Source organism: Thiohalocapsa halophila, from assembly GCF_016583825.1.
GTDB lineage: Bacteria > Pseudomonadota > Gammaproteobacteria > Chromatiales > Chromatiaceae > Thiohalocapsa > Thiohalocapsa halophila.
Map to the genome: position 1 here is coordinate 1 of NZ_NRRV01000008.1, position 23,462 is coordinate 23,462.

At 69.7% G+C, this 23,462-nt stretch carries 13 protein-coding genes; 5 read left to right on the plus strand and 8 right to left on the minus strand.

From position 1 onward, the window contains the following. Nucleotides 1–122 precede the first annotated feature (122 nt). The 3 genes from CKO31_RS04815 (at nucleotide 123) to CKO31_RS04825 (ending at nucleotide 5,977) form a co-directional block, all read left to right on the plus strand. Nucleotides 123–2,231, plus strand: coding sequence for a hypothetical protein (locus CKO31_RS04815; protein WP_200234522.1), 2,109 nt, complete (start codon nucleotides 123–125; stop codon nucleotides 2,229–2,231). Nucleotides 2,232–2,233: 2 nt separating this feature from the next. Then, entirely contained in the window at nucleotides 2,234–2,770 is a 537-nt protein-coding gene (locus CKO31_RS04820) for a mechanosensitive ion channel domain-containing protein (RefSeq protein WP_200234524.1), read from the plus strand. Nucleotides 2,771–3,301: 531 nt separating this feature from the next. Further along, nucleotides 3,302–5,977 carry a hybrid sensor histidine kinase/response regulator gene (locus CKO31_RS04825; protein ID WP_200234527.1) on the plus strand — a complete coding sequence of 892 codons (2,676 nt, stop codon included), beginning with the start codon at nucleotides 3,302–3,304 and terminating at the stop codon, nucleotides 5,975–5,977. A 218-nt stretch (nucleotides 5,978–6,195) separates the two neighbouring features. Here CKO31_RS04825 and CKO31_RS04830 read toward each other — a convergent pair whose 3' ends face one another. The 8 genes from CKO31_RS04830 to CKO31_RS04865 all read right to left on the minus strand — a co-directional run bounded on the left by CKO31_RS04830 (nucleotide 6,196) and on the right by CKO31_RS04865 (nucleotide 16,991). Then, the gene (locus CKO31_RS04830; RefSeq protein ID WP_200234529.1) at nucleotides 6,196–6,627 is read right to left on the minus strand and encodes a DsrE family protein; all 432 of its coding nucleotides are present in this window, start codon (nucleotides 6,625–6,627) and stop codon (nucleotides 6,196–6,198) included. Nucleotides 6,628–6,682: 55 nt separating this feature from the next. After that, nucleotides 6,683–7,765, minus strand: a complete 1,083-nt coding sequence (locus CKO31_RS04835; RefSeq protein ID WP_200234531.1) for an AI-2E family transporter — start codon at nucleotides 7,763–7,765, stop codon at nucleotides 6,683–6,685. A gap of 134 nt (nucleotides 7,766–7,899) precedes the next feature. Continuing rightward, nucleotides 7,900–8,706 carry a response regulator transcription factor gene (locus tag CKO31_RS04840; protein ID WP_200234533.1) on the minus strand — a complete coding sequence of 269 codons (807 nt, stop codon included), beginning with the start codon at nucleotides 8,704–8,706 and terminating at the stop codon, nucleotides 7,900–7,902. Nucleotides 8,707–8,728: 22 nt separating this feature from the next. Beyond that, a complete protein-coding gene (locus CKO31_RS04845) occupies nucleotides 8,729–9,010 on the minus strand; it encodes a hypothetical protein (RefSeq protein ID WP_200234535.1) in 282 nt (93 codons plus the stop codon). 29 nt (nucleotides 9,011–9,039) lie between these two features. Then, the gene (locus CKO31_RS04850) at nucleotides 9,040–10,026 is read right to left on the minus strand and encodes a transporter substrate-binding domain-containing protein (protein ID WP_242475157.1); all 987 of its coding nucleotides are present in this window, start codon (nucleotides 10,024–10,026) and stop codon (nucleotides 9,040–9,042) included. Nucleotides 10,027–11,430: 1,404 nt separating this feature from the next. Next, entirely contained in the window at nucleotides 11,431–14,565 is a 3,135-nt protein-coding gene (locus CKO31_RS04855; protein WP_200234539.1) for an efflux RND transporter permease subunit, read from the minus strand. A gap of 6 nt (nucleotides 14,566–14,571) precedes the next feature. Further along, a complete protein-coding gene (locus CKO31_RS04860) occupies nucleotides 14,572–15,693 on the minus strand; it encodes an efflux RND transporter periplasmic adaptor subunit (protein WP_200234541.1) in 1,122 nt (373 codons plus the stop codon). Nucleotides 15,694–15,941: 248 nt separating this feature from the next. Next, a complete protein-coding gene (locus tag CKO31_RS04865; RefSeq protein ID WP_200234543.1) occupies nucleotides 15,942–16,991 on the minus strand; it encodes a phospholipase A in 1,050 nt (349 codons plus the stop codon). A gap of 847 nt (nucleotides 16,992–17,838) precedes the next feature. Here CKO31_RS04865 and CKO31_RS04870 point away from each other — a divergent pair. After that, nucleotides 17,839–19,683: an autotransporter assembly complex protein TamA gene (locus CKO31_RS04870; RefSeq protein ID WP_200234545.1), complete on the plus strand. Its 1,845-nt coding sequence runs from the start codon at nucleotides 17,839–17,841 to the stop codon at nucleotides 19,681–19,683. After that, the gene (locus CKO31_RS04875) at nucleotides 19,683–23,405 is read left to right on the plus strand and encodes a translocation/assembly module TamB domain-containing protein (RefSeq protein ID WP_200234548.1); all 3,723 of its coding nucleotides are present in this window, start codon (nucleotides 19,683–19,685) and stop codon (nucleotides 23,403–23,405) included. Before CKO31_RS04870 ends, CKO31_RS04875 begins: the two co-directional genes overlap by 1 nt. Nucleotides 23,406–23,462: the final 57 nt, after the last annotated feature.

Consider the following 23,462-nt stretch of genomic DNA (forward strand, 5'->3'; position numbering starts at 1 on the left):
GACGAATATGGCACTACTTTCAGCGCCAAAACCGCAAGTCTTTGACTTTACTGATGGCCGCTTCCCGCTCGTGTACTTTCGATCAATGACTTACCGAAAATCCGCGCTGGAAAATGTCAAAGATGGGCCAGGAGCGTCTCGCCGAAGTCGCCGCCGCCGTCGCCGACGACGAGCCCTTCGAGAGTCGCGCCCGCCGCTGGCATCGTGCCGCGACCACCCGCGCACGCCTGGAGACCGCGCTGGCCGCACAGCCGGTCGGCGAGCTGCTGGCGGACTTCAACACCCGGCTCGCCGCCTTCGAGCTCGCCTTTCGCGACCTGTCCCAGCGCCTCGGAGGGCTGGAGCAGCGCAAGCGCCCAGTCCGCGACGCCGAGCAGGCCCTGGCTGACCTGACCCCGCCGGCGCCGTCGATGGCGGCCGATGCCGAGCCTGGTGTCGGTCTGCTCGCCCGGCTCGAAACCACCCGCCGGGCGGTCGCCCTGGCCGAATCCGTGGTCGCTTATCGGCAAGCGCGGCGGCAGGCGCTGGCCGAGCTCCGCGCGGCCCTGCGCGCTGCCGATGAGGCCGCCGTGAGCCTCAAGCCCGTCGTGGGGCCAGTCCGGGATCAGGGCCTGGCGCTCCAGGTGCTCTCAGGGCTGCTGCGTGAGCGTCTCGAAGACGCCGATCCGCCGGCGGCGACCGCGCCCGGCTTTTTCGACGATCGGGTCCAGCGCCTGTTCCGGGCCGATGCCAAGCTCTCCCAGCGCGCAGCCGCCGCTGGCGAGCGTCTGGCGGCCGTCGAGGAAGCCATACGCAGCAACCATGCGGCGCTCCTGGAGGCCCGCGCCAGTGAGGCCCAACACCGCGCCGACCTCAGGCGCGAAGAGGTCTGGACCGCCGACGTGGAAGAGCTGCAAGGCCTGGCCAATGCAGCCTTGGTCACCGCCTTCCAGGAAGCCGATCAGCGCTACCGGGACGAGCGCAACCGGCTCCGCGACATCAAGCGGCAGGCGGCTGGCTATGTCGAAGCCGCGCGGGAGGCCGGGACTGCCCTGGATGCCCGGGTCAATCCGGTCAGCGTGTCCGGGCGTGGCGTAGAGCAGGCCCAAGCGTTTCAGGACTGGCTACGCAGTCAGGGCCTTGCGCTGGACAAGCCGCCGGCCGCCGATGGTCTCCCGGCCGAAGCTGTCGCCAAAGCCACACCCGCTGAGCCTCAGGCACCCGCCGGGGGCACTACGGAGTCGACGGCCATCACCGACTCCTGGCTGGATGCGATCCGCGAGCTGCGCGGCAGTACCGTAGTGCGCCGTCGCACCTTCCTGGAAGAAGGCCAAGCCCTGCGCGACGAGATCCGAGCCGACATGAGCGCCGCCGCCGAGGGGCTGGCCACTCTGGACTCCGCCTACAAGGACATCTGGGACGACGCCCGTCGGGCCTGGGCGGCGGCGAGCATCCTGCGCATCCGCGCCAACGCCGGGGACATGCCGGAGGCGGACTTGCCCGAGCGGGTCGCGGACTGGCGCGAGCGCCGAGGACTGAACCCTGTGGCAGCAGTGGGTGCCGCCGTGGCCCAAGCCCGGGATGCGGTGGCCGAGCGCCTGGCGGCCCTGGATGAGCTGGGCGACGCGGATGCCCTGATCCCGCCGCTGGACGCCTGGCAGGCCACCCTCAGCGGCAAGGCCCGCAAGCTGTCGAGCTACATCGACCTGCGCCGCAAGTATGACGTCATCGGCGACGCCGACGAGATGGACGCCCTGGCGGCGCAGAAGCTGGAGGCGGAGGTCCACCGGCGGGTCGCCGCGGATTTCGGCACCTACTGGAACCTTGCCGACTACTTCACCACCGCCGAGGAGGAGACCCTCAACGAGCTGCTCGAGCGCCAGTATCGCCATCTCCTCGTCAGCCGGGGACAGATGGCCAATCTAGAAGCGCGCCAAGCCATTCTCGTGCAGCTGATGGCCGAGGCGGAGGCGAGCCGGGAGACGCTGCGCGGCCTGCGGGACGAGGTGGCCGCGGCCGCCGAGGCGGCCGAGCGGCGCCTGACGGTCGCCACGGCGCTGGCTCGCGCCGCTTTGGAGCCCGGCGCCGCTCGGCAGCTGCTGGCGGACGCGACCGAGGCCACGGGCGTCGCCCTCGATGCTGCCGACATCCCCGAGCTGCCCCAGGCCGGCAGCGCCTCGGGGCGGCGCAGCGCCCAGAACGAGCTCATGCGCAGTCTGCGGCCCGACTGGGCCCTGGCCAGAAGCGGTTGAACGTGGGCGACTGGGTCGCCGTGAACAGCAGCTATGGTGTGGTCGAGAGCATCGGACTGCGCCTGACCACGGTGCGCGGCTGGGCCGACGGCGGCCTCACTTATATCAGGAACGGCGAGATCAGTTCGGTGACCAACTACAATCGCGGCTCCAAGGCCAATAGCTTTGCCCGCGGCCAGAAGCGCAATTCCTTCACCGGCCACATCATGGTCAAGGTCTACATCACCAACGACGCCGACCCGGAGGTGGTGGTGAACATCATGCGCCGCACCGCGGCGGAGCTGCGCGCCCACCCGGACTACGAGCACGAGATCCACGACATCTGGGTGGAGCCGGGCGTCAACGACATCTTGCCCGACAACAACAGCTTCGAGTTCCGCGCCCTGCTCATCGGCACAGGCATGATCTGGCACGCCGGCCGCATCTTCCGAAACAATGCCATCGCGTCCCTGCGCGAGGCCGGCATCTCCCTGCCCCAAGCGCACATCCGGATCACGGATGCGGCGGGCGTCCACCTCGAAGACAACCTCGGCGGCTGACCGGGCGCTTCGTCTTCCGCCGCGACTGTCGGCGGCGATGTCGTCGTCGCCGACACCGCGGCGCCGCCGCCTCCGCCAGCGGCCGCACCACCTCCAGCACCCAAACCGAGCACCAGGCATGATCCTAGGAACGGTAGTTGAACGGCCCCCAGGGTGCGTCCCGCGTGGCGTCCAGCAAGGCACAACGAGGCGGAATAGCCGACCTATTCCAACGAGTTGTAACGCAGCTGGGCGCCGCGCGGGGCGTGCCATGGGGGTCGTAGCGGCCCGCACCCGGGAGGTGACCTTGAAATCGGTACGAATTCTCAAATTGCGCAAGCACTTGTAGCTGCGACAAAGCGGTCAACTGCCGTTTCTAGGATGATGGCGCTATGGGTGGCGTTGCGGCCCAAGCCGGCTGCTGCGATGCTTCGGCGCACCAGACTGCGACATAGGCTCTTGGAACGGCGGCGAGCTGGCGGCGTATGCGCAGCGCACTCGGGATATCTTGGGACCAGCTAGCGAATGGGTTGGGTAACGATCATCTGGGCCATGATGGCGGGCGTGGCGGCGACGCTGGCCGGCCTCTATCTGATCGCCTGGCTCCGGGCGCGCAAGGATCTGTCCTACCTCGCCTTTGTCGTCCTGGCCGCGAGCGTCGTGGGTCTCGCCGGGACGGAGCTGTGGATGATGAAGGCCCAGACAGCGCACGAGCTCGGCGAGGCCCTGCGTTGGTTTCAAATCCCGATCTGGTCCGGGGTCTGTTCCCTCGCGGCCCTCGTTTACCTGCGCTTGCGACCGCGCGTCGTTTGGATCGGCTGGCTCGCCGTTGTGCTGAGAACGGCGTCGCTGGTGCCGAATTTTCTGTCCCCGACGAATCTCAACTACACGCAGATCACGGGGATCAGTCACGTCCGCGTCCTCGGCGAATCCGTGACCCTGGCCACCGGGGAGCCAAACCCCTGGATGCTGCTCGGCCAAGCGAGCCTGCTGCTGGCGCTGTTGTTCATCACCGACGGCGGTGTCAGCGCGTGGCGACGGGGCGGCCGTGAACGGCCGCTGTGGCTGGTGATCAGTCTGTTCGCGCTGGTCGCGCTCGGCGTCGCCCAGGCGGTACTCGTGTTCTGGGGCGGTGTCGCTTTGCCGATGATGGGCTCGCCGCTGTTTCTGCTGACCGCGATCGCAATGGCGCACGAGCTGAGCTCCGGCCTGCTGCGCGCCGAGCGTGCGGAGCGTGAGGTGGTAGCCAAGGACGCTGCCTTGGGACTCAGCGAGCAGCGCTTGAGCCTCGCAGCCGAGGCCGCGGCGGCCGGTTTTTGGAGTCTGGATGGGCAAACCGGGGCCATTTGGGCGACGCCCAAGACGCGCGAGCTGCTCGGGGTGAGCGCGGATGGGGGTCTGCGGCTTGCGGATATCATGCAGCGTGTGGCTGCGCGCGATCGCCCGGGGCTGGAGCAGCTCATCACCCGCGCACAGCACTCGGAAGAACGCTATCGCACCGAGTTCCGGATCATCGACCCCCAGAGCGGGGTTCGTTGGCTCGTCGGTGTGGGTGGCAGCGTGGCCGAGACCGAGGCGGCGCCGAGGACGCTGATGGGGGTGATCATGGACATTTCCGCACGGCGGGCCATGCAGGATCAGATCCGCCGGCAACAGACACGACTGACGGCGATGCAGCGGGAAGAGAACGCCCGACTGACGGCGGAGGTGGCCAAGCAGACCGAAGCGCTGCGCGAGGCGACTGCGCAGGCGCAGGCGAGCAGTGAGGCCAAGTCCAAGTTCCTGTCCAGCGCCAGCCATGAGCTGCGCGCACCCTTGCACGACCTGCTCGGCTATGCACAGCTGCTCTCGCGCGAGATCCCGCCCGGGGCGCAGGCGCATCTCGCGGTGATTCAGAAAAGCGGTAGCCAGCTGCTGCACCTGATCGACGATATCCTGGAGTTCAGCCGCGGCGACGTGAAGCCTCTGCTCATTGATCGAGCACCATTGTCGCTGTCCAACCTGGCTGCGCACCTCGAGGCGACCTGTGCGCCGGCGGCCGCACGGGGCGGCAATCGGTTCGAGACGCGCGTCGAGCCGGGATCGAGCGATTGGGTGATCGCCGACGAGCGCAAGCTCACCCAGGTTCTGCGCAACCTGATCGACAATGCCTGCAAGTACACCCGCAACGGTCTCATCGAGCTCGGTATCGAAACGGTTGACGCCGCTGGCACGGCCGGCGAGCCCGAGGACACCGACGAGCCGCTGGTGCGTTTCTCGGTTCGGGATACCGGTGTCGGGATTCCGGCTGACCAGCAGGAGGCGATCTTCGAGCCCTTCAAGCGGCTCGACCGCTATGACCGTGCGCCCGGGTTGGGGCTGGGTCTGGCTATCTGCCAACAAATCGTCGCGGCCAAGGGCGGGCGGATTCGGGTGCAGAGCCGGCAAGGGCAGGATTCCGGCAGTCTATTCAGCTTCGATCTGAGGTTGCGGATGGCCGAAACCGGAAGGGAGGCCGAGGGCAGCGAAAGCCCGCGCGCCATCGTCGGCTATTGTGGGCGGCCACGGACGGTTCTGATTGTCGATGACAGGGCCAGCAGTCGCCGGCTGCTCGCCGAGCGTTGTGAGCTCCTGGGCTTGGAGGTGCTGGAAGCGGCCACTGGCCGGGACGCCTTGGACCAGCTCCTCATGGTCGCTCGGAAGCCCGATCTCGCCCTCGTCGATCAGTTCATGCCGGAGCTGGACGGCTGGGGGTTTCTGCGCCGCGTGCGCGCAGCCGAGCAGTTCCGGGAACTGCCTGTTGTCCTCATTTCGGCGGCGCCCTTGCAGCGACCCGACGATTTTCCCGCCGGCGTCGAGTTCGACGAAGTGGCCTTGAAACCCATTTCGGCAACGGCGCTCACCGACATGCTGCAGCGCCACCTCGACCTGGTGTGGGAATACGCCGACACGGACCTCCCGGCGGACGCCGCCGCCTCGACCTCAGACGTCGATCCGACTGCGCTGTCCCTACCGCCGGGCTGCTGCGAGCCAAAGCTCGCCCAGCTCCAAGAGATGCTGGCGCTGGGCGCGGTGGTCGCGATCGAACAATGGGCCGTCGAGATGGCCGAGGCCTACCCGGCGCACGGCGGCCTTTGGGATGAAATCAGGCACCGCGCCAACCGCGTCGATCTCGTCGGGCTGCAAGAGCTTGTCGCACGACTTCGACCGACCACATCCGCCGCGGCGCGCGCGGACGAGGTGTCCTGAGCAGCCTGGTTGATCCTAGACTTGGTTTAGGACGCGGCCGAGATCGGCCGGAATGCGGCCGGTCTTGACCAGATGTTTGCCGAATAACGCGCCGGCGTCACAGATAGATCCCCTCGCGGCGGATGTGCTCGATGAGCGCGGGGTTCGAGAAGCGTTCCGGATGCATCCACTCTTCTTGCCACAAGGGAAGGGCTTCGATCAGGATGCCGATATCCAGGTCAGAATGTTAGATTCTGATACGCGCGATCGAGCAGCTTGCCGGCCATCGCGGCCGGCTTGGCGACGCCGATGCCGGGCAGCAGGTCCTCGGGCGATTTGCCGGCATTCGGCAGGTAGAGCGGGCACACCTGAACCTTGGCGCCGCTGTCAATCAGCGTCTGCAGCAGCATGGTCGGCGACTTGTTGGACGGCAAGAGCGCCTCGGTTTGCGTCGCTTTGAGTGCCAGCTCGCCGGCAGCACCGCACAGGGTCAGATTGACGGTCCGATCATGCGTGCTCACGGTCTGCACCGACAGGACCATCGCCATCATCTGCGCTTGGCGCTCCGGGCTCGTGACGATCACGTTCAGCCCCTCCGCGGGGTCGGCCGCGACCTTGGCGGAGCATGCGAGTGAAGCGGCCAGCGCAGTGGCAAGCAAGTGTTTGGTCATAAGGGACCTCTTGGCGTGGTTGGTCGCAGTCCGTGCGCGATGGCGGCGAGGCTGCTCAATCGTCGCTCTCCGTCGCCTCGCCGGGGGCGGCCGGTGAGCCATTCGACGCCTTGAGCTCCGGCCCCAGCATAATCGCCAGCGCCCGGGTGTGCGGGCTCGCATCCAGGGCTGCGATCAGCGTCGCCGTGAGGGGCACGGCGAGGAACATGCCCACCAGGCCGAACAGCCAGCCCCAGAACAGCAGCGAAATGAACACCGCCAGTGTCGAAATGCCGAGCCCGCGGCCCATGATCCGCGGCTCGACGAAGTTGCCGACGCCGATGTTGACCACCAGGAACCCGAGTGCGGCAAGAACCGCCTCCGTAAGCCCCAGCTGCACCAGGGCCATCAGCACCGGCGGGACGGCGGCGATAATGGAGCCGACGGTGGGGACGAAGTTGAGCAGAAACGCGAGCACGCCCCAGAGAGGTGCGAAATCGACGCCCAAGAAGGTGAGCCAGGCCCAGATGACGACACCGGTCGCCAGGCTGGTGAGGGCCTTGATGGCCATGTAGCGGTTGAGGCGCGCGAGGAGCTGGTTGATGCGCGCCTCCGCCTCCGGCGACGGCTTGAAGGCCACCTTGAGCTTGGTCTGCATGCTCGGCGCCTCCAGCAGGATGAACATCACCGCGAGCAGCACCAGGAACCCCATTGCCAGCGCGCCGCTGGCATTGGAGAGCATGAGGCGTACGAGTCCGACGATTTTCTGGGGGGCGAACAGGTCGGGAATGGCTTCCTGGGAGTGCTCCATGCCGAAGCGCTCCAGGAAGCCGCCCGCTTGCTGGCTGAGCAGCATGAAGCGCTCCTGGTAGGTCGGGAAGCTGTCGCGGAAGCCCTCCAGGGCCCCCGTGGTGAGCAGCGCCAGGAGGCTGCCGGCGTCCAGCAGGACGAAGGCGATAAGCGCGAGCGCCCCCCACTTCGGCACGCCTTTACGGCGCATCCAGCGCAGCGGAGGCGTTGCGACGATGGCGAGGAACACCGCCAGCAGCAACGGCGACAGGATCGGATTCGCCATGTGCAGGAGGGTGATAATCAGCGCGACGGCGCCGGCGATAATGAGCCCCCGGGCGGGCGGCGAGAATTGGGCCTGGATGGACATGCGTCAGTCCTTCGGTGATGGTGCTCTGGCTTCTGTGTGACAGCAGGATGCCAGTGGCCGATTCGGACCAGCGGGCCGCCGGGCTTTGGCCGACGCGCAGGCCCGTGCCTGCATCGTCGCACGCGGCCGTCCAATCATATTGCAGTCGGCGCGTCGATGCCGGTCTCCAGCTGGCCGCGCCGATATTGCCGCGGCGTGACGCCGAAGTGGCGCCGGAAGGCTCGCGTGAAGTCGCCGGCGTTGCGATATCCAACCCGGTCCGCGATCAGCTGCACCTGCAGGTCGGTGTCGTGGAGCAGACCGCGGCCGCGCTCCAGGCGCAGCTGCTGCAGATACTCATAAGCGCTCATGCCGACCTGGTCGCGAAAGATGCGGGTGAGTCGCTGCTGGTTGGTGCCGACCTTGTGCGCGAGGTCCACGCAGCTCGGCGGCGCGGTGAGCTGCCGCGTGAGAATGGCCACCGCCTGGTTGAACATGCGCCGATCGCGTTGCGCAGCGGAGGCGGACGGCGAGCCACCCAGTGCACCATCCAGCGTTTGGTTGGTGAGCGCCCGGAGTCGCGTCCGCTCGCCGAGCTGCACGAAGACCCGCGCGAGGACCTCCTGCTCCGAGAAGGGTTTGGTGATGTAGTCGGCGGCGCCGGCTGCGAAGCCGCGCAGCTTGTCTTCCGTCTCCATGGCGGCCGAGAGGAAAACCACCGGGATGTCGGCCGTGCGCGCATCGGCCTTGAGGCGGGCACAGACGCTGAAGCCGTCGGTGCCTGGCATCATGACATCCAGCATGATCAGGTCGGGTCTGCCGTCGATGGCGATCCGCAGCGCATCCTCACCGTTCTGTGCCGCCAAGAGGTCGATGTCGCGATCCTTGAGGTAGGCCATCAACAAGGCGACCGACGAGGGTTGATCGTCCACCACGAGGACGCGGGCGATGAAGTCGGGCATCACCGGATTCCTGCAAAAACATCTACATCCCTGGCAGTTTGCCCTTACTGGTGCGCTTGCGTCCCGCTGCGATGGCTGCGCCCAGCGTATCGGCACAGCATTCTTTCGTCGGAGCTGAATCGACGCTGGCCTTGAGCCCAGTCGCGACGACGCCAAGCACATTGTGCTGGAGCGGGTGGCTTGCGGGCGCCTTGCAGGCGGTGTAGACGTCATCGGGCTGCGCGATCTCGCCGTCCGGCAGAAAGCGCCTGCTGCGCACCCGGCGGCCGGTTGAGGGCGTCTCGAAAAATGCCTTGGAAGGCATTTTTCGAGGTCCCCTTGATGGGTAAGGGCTCAGTATTCGGCGCCGAGATACTGATCGAGGATCGTAAACCACTCTTCGGAGCGGATCACATCCAACAAAGCGACATTGACGGGCTCGCGTGCGGGGCTGCCGTGTGGGAGGGCGATGCCGTAGTCCTGTCGCCGCAGAATCAACGGCAAGACCTGTAGCCGATGCGCGAAGGCTTCCTTGACCTGGTAGCGCAGGATCGGCGCGTCATGGACGACGGCATCGGCCGCACCGCCGGCGAGCTGCTCGAGGGCCTCGGTAAGGGTGTCTGCGGTGCGGTGGCGAATGCCTTCGTCGGTGAGGAATTGGTCGCTGGTGCTGCCGCCCAGCGTCAGCACGCGCTTCACGCGCAGGTCGTCGACGCCGCTGACCGACGCGTCCAGCTCATTGACCGTCAATGTGGTGGTGATGGCGGCGGTGAAGGAGGAGATGGCAATGAGTCCGGCGAACATCCAAACCAGGGCGATGAACCGGCCCCAGAGGGTCGTCGGCGCCTTGTCGCCGTAGCCGACGGTGGTCATGGTCACGGCGGACCACCAGAGGCCGGAGCCAATGCCGGAGACGGGCGTGCGCTGGAACTGCGTGTTGGCCCGGCGCTCGGCGAGCCAGATCAGCACCCCGACGGCGACCAGCAGTGCCAGCAACGCGGCAACCACGGCCAGGAAGGCAGGGGACAGGAAGCGCTTGATGACCCGAAACAGGCTGGTGCTGCGCAGCGGTACGGCCACGGCGAGTCCCGAGGTGTGAAAGGGATGCGAGAAGTCCATGACCTGCTCGCGGTCGCTGGTGATGGTGAGCGCCGCCGCGGCGGCGTCGATGCGCCCGCCAATCACCGCGTCGAGCATCTCATTGAGCCCCAGCTCGGTATAACGGAAGTCGTAGCCGGTGCGCTCGCTGATCCGATTCCAGAGCTCGATGGCGATGCCCGACCACTGGCCGTCGTCCGTCTTGATCGCAAACGGCGGTGCGTGGCGGGTGGCGATGGTCATCGGCTCTGTGGGAGCCGGCTCGGCTGCGCCCGCGGCCGCCCCCGCATCGCTGCCCTCTGGCTGGGCACCGAGCGGGCTGGACCCGCAGACTACAAACAACACGACCAGCCAGGTGATTGGGGATCTCATCGGCAACTCCGAGCTCGAAGATCGCTCCAGCCTAGCACTGGGGCCGGACTGGCGGCGCGGCGGGCCGCTTGTCCGTTGTCTGGATCGGCCAGCGACAGCGGCTGATGGCCATAGGAGCGGCATCCCTGCTGCGGTGGTCATTGCATTGCTCTGGAAGTCGTCGCGGCAAGGATGCCGCTCCCACAGCTCGGAGTGGTCGTGGGAGCGGCCTCTGGCCGCGACGACTTCCAGAGCGCCGGCAGCGGCACGTCGCGGCAAGGATGCCGCTCCCACATCCGAGCGTAGCCGTGGGAGCGGCCTCTGGCCGCGATGACTTCCAGAGCACCGGCAGCGGCGTGTCGCGGCAAGGATGCCGCTCCCACGTCCGAGCGTAGCCGTGGGAGCGGCCTCTGGCCGCGATGACTTCCAGAGCGACGGCAGCGGCGTGTCGCGGCAAGGATGCCGCTCCCACATCCGAGCGTAGCTGTGGGAGCGGCCTCTGGCCGCGATGGCTTCCAGAGCGCCGTCAGCAGCACGTCGCGGCAAGGATGCCGCTCCCACATCCGAGCGTAGCCGTGGGAGCGGCCTCTGGCCGCGACGGCTCCCAGAGCACCGACAGCAGCACGTCGCGGCAAGGATGCCGCTCCCACGTCCGAGCGTAGCCGTGGGAGCGGCCTCTGGCCGCGATGACTTCCAGAGCACCCGCAACGGCGTGTCGCAGCAAGGATGCCGCTCCCACATCCGAGCGTAGCCGTGGGAGCGGCCTCTGGCCGCGATGACTTCCAGAGCGCCGGCAGCGGCGCGTCGCGGCAAGGATGTCGCTCCCACATCCGAGCGTAGCCGTGGGAGCGGCCTCTGGCCGCGATGACTTCCAGAGCGACGGCAGCGGCGCGTCGCGGCAAGGATGCCGCTCCCACGTCCGAGCGTAGCTGTGGGAGCGGCCTCTGGCCGCGATGATTTCCAGAGCGCCGGCAGCAGCGTGTCGCGGCAAGGATGCCGCTCCCACGTCCGAGCGTAGCCGTGGGAGCGGCCTCTGGCCGCGATGGCTTCCAGAGCACCCGCAGCGGCGTGTCGCGGCAGGGATGCCGCTCCCACATCCGAGCGCGTCCGTGGGAGCGGCCTCTGGCCGCGATGACTTCCAGGGCGCCCTCAGCAGCACGTCGCGGCAAGGATGCCGCTCCCACGTCCGAGCGTAGCCGTGGGAGGATGCAGGATCAGGCGGTTACAGCAACCGCAGTGTCGGGCTCGGTCCCTCAGCCCGATCTGCGGCGGATGCCCCCGCCCGCCGGCGCCGGATCAGGTCTCCGCCGGGCTCGATGCGGCCGGGGCGGCGGACCCGCCGCCCTTGACCCGCTCGCGCAGTGACTGCACGAAGACGTACAGCGGCGGGATGACGACGATGCCGAGGATGGTCGCCGCCAGCATGCCGCCAAAGACCACCACACCGAGCGAGACCTGGCTCGCTGCACCGGCACCGGTTGCCAAAAGCAGCGGCAGCATGCCGAGGATGAAGCTGAACGCGGTCATGAGCACGGCGCGGAAGCGGATGCTCGCCGCGTCGGCCGCCGCCTGCTGGATGGGGCGTCCTTCCTCGCGCAGCTGCTTGGCGAACTCGACGATGAGGATCGCGTTCTTGCTCGCAAGGCCGATCAGCATCACCAGCCCGATTTGCGTGTAGACATTGTTGTCCAGCCCCACGGCCCAGGTGGCGGCGAGGCCGCCGGCGCCGGCGATGACCACCGACAGGATGACCGACGTGGGCACGGTCCAGCTCTCGTACTGCGCCACCAGGAACAGATAGACGAACAACAGCGCCAGGGCCAGCACCACGGCCGCCTCGCCGCCCGCCTGCACCTCCTGGAAGGTCGTTCCGCTCCAGTCGATGGCATAGCCGGCGGGCAGGTTGTTGCGCTCGATCTCGCGCAGGGCCGCGATGCCCTCGCCGGTGCTGCCGGTGGGCGTCACATTGACGCTGGCGGCACGGAACATGTTGAAGCGCCGCGTGCTCTCCGGGCCGAGCACCGGCTCCACCGTCACCAGCGATGCGAGCGGCACCATCTGTCCCCGGTTGTTGCGCACATGCAGCTTGGACAGGTCCTCCGGGCTCATCCGGAAGGGTGCGTCGGCCTGCATGAAGACACGGAAGGTGCGCCCGAACAGGTTGAAGTCGTTGACGTAGAGCGAGCCCAGATTCGCCTGCAGGGTCAGAAAGAGGTCAGAGACGGGCACGCCCATGGTCTCCGCGCGCCTGCGGTCGATGTCCAGGAACAGCTGCGGCGTGCGGGCGCTGAAGGTGGAGAAGGCGCGCTGGATCTCTGGATTCTGGTTGGCGTTGATAAGTAGGCCCTGCAGCGATTGGGCCAATTCTTCCGGCGAGCGACCGGCGAGGTCCAGCAGCTCCGCCTCGATGCCGCCGGCGGTGCCGAGGCCCTGGATGGGCGGCGCCGCGAAGGCGAACACCGTCGCCTGCGGAATGGACAGCAGCTTCGGCTGGACCCGCGCCAGCACGGCGTCCGACGTGGACGCCGGCCCCGGCCGGTCGTCCCAGTGCTTGAGTATCGCGATGGCCAGGCCGCCGCTGGAGCGCACGCCGGCGAGCAGGCTGAAGCCGGCCACCGTCAGCACATGGTCGATCTCGGGCTCGGCCGCCAGCGTCTGCTGCACCTGGTCCAGCACCGCGCCGGTGCGGGCCACCGACGCGGCATCGGGCAGGGCGACATCGATGAAGAAATAGCCCGTGTCCTCGCTCGGGATGAAGCCCGTGGGCACCCTGTCGAACAGCCAGCCGGCGGCGACGCCGCTGGCGACGATGATCAGCACCGCGACGATGGAGACCTTGCCGATGCCGGCCACCAGGGCGGTGTAGCCCTTGCGCGTCTTGTCCAGCCCCTTGTTGAACCAGCGCAGCGGGCCGCGCGGCGTGCGCGACGGTCGCAGCAGCAGGCCGCACAGGGCCGGGCTCAGGGTCAGGGCTACCAGCGACGAGATCGTCACCGCCACCGAAATGGTCACCGCGAACTGCAGATAGAGCTGGCCCGTGATGCCGGGCAGGAAGGCGGTGGGCACGAATACGGCGTAGAGCACCAGGGTGGTGGCGACGACAGGGCCCGTGACCTGCTCCATGGCGCGCTTGGCGGCCGCCTTGGCGCCGAGGCCCTCCTCGTCGATGAGGCGCTGGGTGTTCTCCACCACGACGATGGCATCATCCACGACGATGCCGATGGCAAGGATCACCGCGAACATCGACACCGTGTTGATGGACAGGCCCGCGGCGAGCAGGATCGCGAAGGTGCCGACGATGGACACCGGAATGGCCAGCACCGGCACCAGGGTGGCGCGCCAGTCGCCGAGGAAGACATAGGTCACCAGGATCACGAGCCCCAGGGCCTGGAGCAGGGTGATGACCACGTTGCGCATGCTGATGCGCACGAAGTCCGTGGTGTCGTAGTAGATGGCGTATTCCAGGTCGTCCGGGAAGCGCTCGGCGAGCTGGTCCAGGGTCTGGTAGACCAGGTCCGCGGTCTCCAGTGCGTTGGCGCCCGGTGACAGATAGATGCCCAGCGCCGCGGTGGGCGCGCCGTCGATCCACGCATTGGCGTCGTAGGTTTGGGCGCCGAGCTCGATGCGCGCGATATCGCCGAGGCGGATGGTGGAGCCGTCCGGGTTGGTGCGCACCAGGATCTGCTCGAATTCGGACACCTCGGTGAGCCGGCCCTTCGCCTGCAGGCTGTAGGTGAAGGCACGCGCCTCGTTGCCGGGCGGGGCGCCCAGGCGGCCGACGGCGGCCTGCAGATTCTGCCGGCGGATGGCGCTCACCACCTCGGCCTCGCTGACGCCGAGCGCGGTCATCTCCTGCGGGTCCAGCCAGACGCGCATGGCATAGTCCAGTGGCCCGAACTGGCTCGCCTCGCCGACGCCGGGCAGCCGCGCCAGGGCATCGCGGATGTTGATCTCCATGTAATTGGAGAGGAACAGCCGGTCGAAGCTGCCATTCGGTGAGAGCAGATTCACCGTCAGCAGCATGCTGGTGGACTGCTTGCGCACCGACACGCCCTGCTGAGTGACCTCCGTCGGCAGCGTCGGCAGCGCCAGCGCGACGCGGTTCTGTACATTGACTGCCGCGATGTCGGGGTCCGTGCCCACCGCGAAGGTCACATCCAGCCGATAGCTGCCCGTGTTGTCGCTGGTTGAGGTCATGTACAGCATGTCGTCGACGCCGTTGACCTCCGCCTCGATGGGCGCGGCGACGGTCTCGGCGACCACCTCGGCATTGGCGCCGGGGTAGAAGCCCTGCACCGAGACCTGCGGCGGGACGATGTCCGGGAACTGCGCCACGGGCAGGACGCGGATGCCGATGGCGCCGGCGATGATGATCACCACGGAGATGACCATCGCGAAGCGCGCGCGATTGATGAAGAAGGCGGAGAACATGATGGCTCAGCCCTCGTCGTACAGCGTCGCTGGATTGGGCTGCACCACCATGCCGGGACGCGCCTTCTGCACTCCTTCCACGATGACGTGCTGTCCCGTCTGCAGCCCGGACTCGACGATCCAGTCGGTATCCACCCGGGCGCCGAGCTCCACGCGGGCGAGCTGCACCTCGTTGTCGGGCGTCACCACCAGCACGAAGCGCCCGGCCTGGTCCTGCTGCACGGCGATCTGCGGCACCACCATGGCCCGCTCCGGCTCGGTGGCGCGGGAGACGACGGTGACGAACTGTCCCGGCAGCAGCAGCTCCTGGTCGTTGTCGAAGCTGGCCCGCACCCGCACCGTGTCCGTGGTGGGGTCGACCTCGGGATCGAAGAACTCGAAGCGCCCGGGCTCATCCAGCATGGAGTTGTCCGCGAGTCGGACATAGGGCCGGAATTGATCGCTGCCGTCCTGCATGCGCCGCACGGCGAGCATGGTGCGGTCATTCACCGGAATGTTCACGAAAATGGGATCGATGCGCACCAGCCGTGCCAGCGGACCCGAGCCCGGCCCCACCACTGCGCCCTCGGCGAACTCGACCCGGCCTATGCGGCCGGTGAAGGGCGCCCGGATCTCGGTGTAGCTGAGCTCGATTTCGGCACGCTGTAGGGCCGCTCGCGCGGCATCCACTGCGGCGCTGGCTTCCTGCTCGGCGGCGACGGCGGCATCGAGCTGTGCCTGGGTGGCACCGCCGCGCTCGATCAGGGGCTCCAGGCGCTCGCGCTGCAGGCGGGCGTTGGTCAGGGTCGCCGTGGCGCGCTCCACGTCGGCCTGGCGCGCGGTGACACTGGCCTGGAAGGGCTCGCGCTCGATGCGAAACAGCAGGTCGCCGGACTCCACCATGGCGCCCTCCTCGAAGGCGCGCTCCTCAAGGAAGCCCTGCACCCGCGCCACCAGGTCGACGGCGTCGATGGCCTCGACCCGGCCGACGAATTCCATGGACGGCGTGATCTCGCGCTCGCGCACCGTCGCGACGCCTACGGCGGGCGGCGGTGCGGCGACAGCAGGGCCAGCTGCCTGCTCGCCGGGCTCGCAGCCCACCAGCGCGATCATGGTAGACAACAGAATCAAGCCAAGGGATCGCCGCATGTGGACTCCGTGAAGATTGGAGGGGTAGAAAGGCCGAGGCGCCAATCGGGCTTCGATGCACTTTGGAGGCATGGAAGGGACGTTGATGGTAACCGGGGCGATGGTGCGAAGATAGCGCCGGGCTATGACCGCGGCGCCGCAGGCTCGCCGTGCTGCTCCGCTCGCTGGCGGGCGGTCGCCGCGAGACGACGGGCCGGGCGGCGATCAGTGGCATCGCGTCGTAGGCGGGCCGCGCACCCGATCAGGCCTCAGCGGTCCAGGATGTCGTTCAGCGCGACGCCGGCGGACACGGCGTTCTGCTTGAAGTTGTAATCCAGCAGCGTGTCGCCGTAGCCGGTGAAGCCAACGAGATAGCCCCGCAGCGGCCCGACGAGCGGCGGGGTCATCCAGCTGACGCGCAGGGCGCCCTTTTTCTCCACCGGGTTGCCGCGACCCATCAGTGCGAAGCTATGGCCGCGCCATTTGTAGACGGCGGTCAGGTCGCCGTAGCCGTAGTAGTCGGTGATGTCCGGGTTGTCTTCGCCGGCGTCGTCGATGCGAATCCAGGGCCGCAGCAGCAGGGCGAAGTTGCCCTTCTCCAGGCCGATCTCGGCCACCAGGCGGTCCCAGCTGCGCGAGATGGGGTCTGCGCGGCCGTTGGATTGGTGGTTGTAGCCGATGCTCAGCAGCTGCAAGTCGAAGCCGGCGAAGCTGAGGTCCGGCTGCCACGCGAGCTTGAGCTCCGGCTCATAGTTGGTATCGCGGAAGGGGCTGGATTTCTCGCTGTTGTAGATCTGCCAGAAGCTCTGCTGCGTATAGGCGAACCAGCCGCCCCAACGGCGGTCATTGCTGGCCCAGAACCGCGTCTTGAAGCTGATCTGGAAGGCGGCTTCCAGGTTGTCCACCTCGTTGTCCTCGGCGTTCAGCGCCGTGAACAGGGGCTCCAAGGGCTGCTCGTTGGTGCGGCTCTGGTACCGCACCGGGTTGAGATAGTTGGGGCGGTAGAGCTTGATCAGATAGCGCTCGCTGTCCGGCTCGAAGCTCCAGGCGTTCGTCAACAGGGATGCGGTCCTGGACTCGCCGGTGCCGACCGCCGGCGCGGTGATGGGCTCGTCGGTGGCTGCCGGTGCGGTCATGGGCGCGCCGGCGCCGGCCGCTGCGCGGTCTGCCGGCGCGGCGGCCGGTTGTGCCGCCGGTTGTGCTGTTAGCGCCGTTGCGGGGATATCGGCCGCTTGCGGTGCCGTGGCTGCGCGGCCGCTGACGCGGTCATAACACGCGAGCCGCTCGGCATCGGCGTCGATGCCCGCGCATGCCTGCATGCCGCTGCCGGCCTGCGCGGTTGCGCCGGCGCTGGCCAGGAGCAGAATCGCAGCCGGGCCCAAGGCCAGCGAGATCGCGCGAGCGTGCCGGTTCGCATGGTGGGTCCCAGGCTGGGTAGGTCGGGCTGAGGTACGAAGCCCGACGCCGAGCTGGCAGTCACCGCCCGAGTGTCGGGCCTCCTGGCGTCGGCCCGACCTACGGTCACGCCCCTGCGGCCCGGCGGCAAGCAAGACTTGCCCGCTCTCCCGGGCGCTCGAGCTTGCGCGGATACTGGTGCGGGCGCCGCAATGGGCGCTGGAATGGGGGTCTGATTCGCTCATGACTGCTGAGGACGGCGGAGTTGCGAGCTGGGTCGCCCGGGCTGTATCGCCCGAGCCGGCGTCAACCCGTTAGCTTGCCCTGGAGGCGCCCCCATGGCAATGAGCCGAGATGAAGAAAAAACTGGGCTTCCCGCACGCGTTGTGTCGGGCGGCGGGCGGTTGTTTGACCTGTCAGTCACTAGGGGCGGATCATTCGAGCGCTTTGGCCGGTACCATGACCCTGCGCTAGCGCTTGTACGGCGAATGGACAGGTTGAAGCGATCGCGCGGCTTCGAGCACGTCGGAGCCTCCTGCCCGTTGACGGGGACGCCCATTGAGCCTGGGTCTCAGCGCAGTGTCTCGGGACGCGATGACGGCGGCCCCTGCTTCGGTATGCTTTCGTGGTCGTGGCGATTCGGCACGGCTTGCAATCGGCCGCATGGCGCCCGGCGGTCATCGCAGGGGCAGGGCGGGCGTCGGCGTTGTGCTCGCCCTGTTGCTGCTTGGCCTTTGGCTCCCATGGTCGGCTTGGGCCGACGTCGCCGGTTTGCGCTATGAGATCGAGATCGCCCCCACGGGCCATGCCGCGATGGACGCGGCCATCGAGCGCGCATCCCTGCTGGCGTCGCTGGGCGATGACGAGACCCTGGTGCCCTTGGCGCTGATCGCGCGTGCGCAGGCGGATCGCTGGCGCATCGACGACGTGCTGCGCAGCTTCGGCTATTACGACGCGGTGGTCGACGTGCAGCTGGACGGGCGCGATCCGGCGGATCCTCTGCTGGCCGAAACCTTGGCGGCAGGAGCGGGGTTGGCGGACCTGCCCGTGAAGATCCGGATCGACACCGGGCCTTTGTATCGCTTGGCCGAGATTCGGGTCGATGACGCCGTGCCCGAGGCCGTGCAATCCGCCGTCGATCTGCGCGTCGGCGAGCCCGCCGAGGCGCGCCGGGTACTCTCTGCCGGCACCGCCATGCTGGAGGCGCTGCGCGAGGACGGCTTCGCCGTTGCCCAGGTGCCGCCGCCGCAGGCGACGGTGGATCATCGCACCCGCGGCATGGCTGTGCGCTACAGCGTGGACACGGGCCCGCGGGTCGCGATTGGCGGCATCGAGATCACCGGGCTCGAGCGCCTGCGCGAGGGCTTCGTGCGCCGGCGCCTCGGGCTCGCCCCCGGCGAGCCCTACAGCCCGAGCCGCCTGGAACTGGCCCGACGGGACCTGCTGGCGAGCGAGGCCGTCGCCGCCGCTCGGGTCATACCGGCCACGGCCTTGGATGCCGACGGACGCCTGCCGCTCGCCGTCGAGGTGGTGGAGCGCAAGCGCCGGACGCTGCGCGTGAGCGGCGCCTTCGCCAGCGACGAGGGCGGGAGTCTGCTGCTGGGCTGGACCCACCGCAATCTCTTCGGCGGCGCCGAGCGCTTGTCGGTCCATGGCGAGATCGGCGCCATCGACGGCACCTCCCGGGACAGCCTGAATTACGCGGCCGGCGCCTCTCTGCGCTTGCCGGACCGCGGCCGCCGCGACCTGGATCTCGCCTTCGATCTGGACGCCGTCAGCGAGTCCCTGGACGCCTACGACCGCGATGCCGTCACCGCCGGCGCGGGCCTGGAGCTGCGCCTGTCGCCGCGGCTCGCCGTCGCCGTCGGTGCCGCCGTCGAGCGTGCACGCATCGCCCAGGATGGACCGGCGGAGGACTTCCGGCTGCTGTCGCTGCCGCTGACGCTGGGGTGGGACGGCACCGATGCGCCGCAGGACCCGCGCCGGGGTCTGCGTGTCGAGGCGCAGCTCGTGCCCGTGCCCTGGGTGCAGGCGGATGGGCCCGGCGACGGACAGGCGTTCGTGCGCGCGGACCTCTCGGCCTCGGCGTATCTGGATCTGACCCGGCTCGGCGCCGCGGGCGAGACACAGGATGCCGCGGCCGCCGCCGACGATGCCCGTGCGCAAGGCGAGCTCGCACCCGCCGCGCCGCGCTCCAGCACGGTCATCGCCGGCCGCCTGGCGCTCGGGCGCATCATCGGTGCGGATGCCCGTGCGGTGCCGGCGGACTGGCGCCTCTACGCCGGCGGAGCGGGCTCGGTGCGCGGCTACCCCTACCAGTCCATTGGGCCGCGCCGGGCAAGCAACGCCCCGGCGGGCGGCGATTCGCTGCTGGAGGGCAGCCTGGAGCTGCGCCGGCGGCTGCGCGGCCCTTGGGGGATGGTCGCCTTCGCCGACGCCGGCAGCGTCACCGCCGACGGCCTGTCGGATCTCGGCGCGGTGCGCGTGGGCGTGGGTCTGGGCGTGCGCTTTCATACGGTCATCGGCCCCCTGCGGGCCGATGTCGCCGTCCCGCTGGACCCCTATCCCGGCGATGCGCCGGTGCAGCTCTACCTGGGCATTGGCGAGGCCTTCTGATGGCGCATCCCGGCTCCATGCGGCCGCTGCGCAGCCGGCTTGCGTCCAAGCCGCAGCCCCTGCGGCCGGGGCGCTTGCTCCTGCGGCTGGCCTTGCTGCCGTGGATGACAACCGGGCTGCTGCTGGTGCTGCTGCTGGCCATCGAGACCGAGGCGGGCCGGGGTCTGCTCGCGCGGGTGGTCACGGCGGCGACGGGCGGGCAGGTGCTCGTGCAGGGCATCGGCGGTGAGCTCCCGTTTCGACCGCGCATCCAGGCCCTGGCGCTGAGCGACGCTGACGGCACCTGGCTGCGCGCCGCCGACCTGGCCCTTGTGGTGCGCCCATCAGCGCTGCTGCGGAGCGAGCTGGGCCTGGATGCCCTGACCATCGACCGCCTCGAGGTGAAGCGCGCCCCCCGGGGCGGCGCCGGTGACCCGGGCCGCGGGGGCATGCCGCTGCCGGTGCGCCTGGAGCGGCTGGTCATCGCGCAGCTGGTGCCGACGGCGCTGGGGGGCTTCGTGCCGCCCTTGGCGGTCACCGGCAGCGCTGTGGCCGTGGATGCCCGGATCGAAGCCGATCTGCTGCTGACGGCGCCGGGGCCGGGACATCACTACGAGCTGCGTCTCGCCACCGCACCCCAGGACCATCGCCTCGCCGTCGGCGTCGGCGAGCAGGCCGGCGGGCCGCTTGCGGAGTTGGCGCGCGCGGCGGGTGTGCCGGTGCCGCCGGATCTCGGCCACTGGACGCTGACTGCCGAGGCGCAGGGGCCATTGGCGGCGCTGGCGGTTGATGCGGAGATCGCGGTCGGCGCGCACCAGGGGAGCCTGCGCGGCGTCGTCGATTTGCCCGGGCGCTGGCTCGAGGCGCTGGATGCGAGGCTTCGGATCGCCGCCATGCGAATCCCGCTGGCGGACCGGTCTGCAACGCTTGGCTGGGACCACCTGACCGCTCGGGCCGAGTTGACCGGCCCGCTGCGGGCGCCGCGCGGCGGTTTTCGGCTGAGCACCGAGGGCCTGCTCTGGCAACGCGCCTCAGGACGGGCGCCCGAGGCCGACGCGCCGGCCGGGCGCTGGCGGCAGGCTCCAGGCGGCAGCGGCGTGCCCGGCGGAGAGGGTGCGGTCCTCTTCGCCGGTGGGTTGGCGCTGGACGGGCGCATCGACCTGGCGTCTGGACCCGGGCTCTCGGCGCGGCTCCGCGCCGAGCCGACGCAGATGCCGCAGCCCTGGGGCAGGCTCCTTGGCCCGGCGCCGCGCCTGTCGCTGTCGGCGGCGCGCGACGGGGCGACCTGGACGATCAGCGACGGGCGCCTCGAGACGGCGCTGCTCGACATCGAGCTCGACGGCCATGTCGGCGTTGGGGGGGCCGAGCCCGACTGGGCCCTCGACCTGCGCCTGGCGGAGGGTAGACTGCCGGGGATCGCAGTGGACGGGCGGCTCCGGGTGGCGTCCGAGACGCCGCTGCCGACGGGGGTGGTCGAGCTGCGCGTCCCGCGGCTGGAGGACATCGAGCCGCTGCTGGCTGCGACGCTGCCGAGGGACACCGGCCTGGATTGGGCGCGCGGCATCGGCGGCGGGCTGGAAGCGCGGCTGACCCTCGGCGGTGCGGACGGTATGCGTCTGGCGGCCAAGGGCGTCGCCCTGGCATTGCTCTCGGGGGATGTGCGCCGGGGCGCACGCCTGACGCGGCTGGATTTGGACGGCGAGCTGCGCGACCCGCTGGGCAGCGCCCTGGGTGCGGCGCAACTGCGGCTTACCGGGCTGACGCTGGCGGGGGTACCGGCCGATCTTGACGTCCGCGCCGAGGGCTCGCGCGGCGACTGGGTGCTGGATGCCGACGCGCGAGTGCCCACTGCCGAAGGCGGCGGCGCCCGCATCGCCGGGGCAGGGCGGCTCGACGTCGGGGCAGGGCGCTTGACCCTGGAGCGCCTGACCTTGGATGGGCGCAATCAGCGCGTGCAGCTGCTGGCGCCGGCCGCCGTCGACTTTGCCGCGGGCGTGAGCCTGGAGGCGGTGCGGCTCGGCGTGTCTGCACGGCCCGACGCCGGCGCCGACGCCGGCGCTGATTCCGGCACCAGCGCAGCCGACGCCGGCGAGCTCCGGCTGGACGGGCGGATCACCCCGGCGCTCGGCGTCGATGCCCGTGTCGTGGATCTTGCCGTGGCCGCACTGAAGCCCTGGCTGCCCGGGCTGCCCGCCGACCTCGACGGCGAGATCGATGCCCAGGCGAGCCTCGCCGGCAAGCTGCGGGCGCCCACCGGCAGCGTGCGCGTCGACGCGAGCGGCCTCACGCTGCCGGGCGCTGCGCGGCGCGGTTTGCCGCCGGCGGCGGGCCGGCTGACGCTGACCTTGGAGCAGGCCGCGGCGCAGATCGGCTTGGAGGCTTGGGTCGAGGAGCGCGCCAGGCTGACGCTGAACGGGCGCGTCGGTGGGGCGCCCTGGTCGGCGGCGGCGCCGCTGGACCTGCGCGGGGAGGGTGACGCGGATCTCGCGCTGCTCGATGCCTGGCTCGGTGCCGGCGGGCGTCGGGCGGAGGGGCGCATCGAGCTGGACCTCGGTGTGACCGGCACCCGGGGCGCCCCGCGGTTGGACGGGCGCCTGCGCATCGACGGCGGGGCCTGGCGCGACGCCCGGCTCGGCCTCTGGCTGGACGATATCGAGGGCAGTGTGCGGCTGCTCGGCGAGCGCCTGGACATCGAGCGCCTCACGGCCACGGCCGGTGCCGGGACGCTCAGGCTCGAGGGCGGCATCGGCTGGCTGGCATCGGGGCAGCCCGTGGATCTGCGCCTGCGCGCGCGCAATGCCGAGCCGCTCCAGCACGACGCCCTGTGGCTGAGGGGCGATGCCGACCTGGCCCTGCGCGGCGCCCTCGCGGCGGACCTGGCCCTCGGCGGCGACGCGCGCTTCGAGCGCGTGAATGTTCGCATCCCGGCGCGCCTGCCGGCGGATATCCCGACCCTGGCGGTGGTGGAGGTGGGCGAGCGGCGGCAGCCGCGTCCGGCGCAGCGCACGGGACGCGACGGCGCCTGGCGCGAGCGGCTCGCGCTGGACCTTCGACTCGACGCCCCCGGCGCCATTGCGGTGACGGGGCGGAACATCGACGCGCAGCTGGGCGGGGAGGTGCGTCTTCGCGGGACGGCGGCGGCCCCGCGCGCCGACGGCGGCTTCACCTTGCTGCGGGGCGAGTATGCGCTCCTCGGTGAGTCCCTGCGCTTCACGCGCGGGCGCATCGGCTTCGACGGCGGCGACCTGCTCGACCCGCGGCTCGAGCTTCAGGCGCGCAGGCAGGGCCCGGGCGGCACCGCGATTCTGGCCGTCGAAGGCCGCGCGCTGGCGCCGCAGCTGGTGCTGCGCGGCGAGCCGCCGATGACGGACGACGAAGTGCTTTCGCGGCTGCTGTTCGGCGTGCCGCCCAGGCGCCTGTCGGCGCTCCAGCTGACCCGGCTCGGGCTGGCGGCGGCATCGGTCGCGGGTATCGGCGGCGACGGCCGCGCCCTGCTGGAGCAGGCGCGCGCCGGGCTGGGCCTGGAGCGGCTGCGTATCGGCAGCGACCGGCGTGGCGAGACGGTCGTCGAGGGCGGCCGGAAGGTAACCGAGCGCGTTTATCTGGGGGCCCGCCAGGGGGCCGAGGGCGGTGAGCCGCGGGCGGTGCTCAGGCTGCAGCTGGCGCCGCAGATCCGGTTGGAGAGCGATGTGGGCGGGGGTGGCAGTGTCGGTGCCGGTGCGGCGTTTGAGCTGGATTTTTAGGCCGAGGCTTCGCTTCGCGAAGCGCCGGCAGAGCCTTGATCCTAGCCGGCGCCGCGG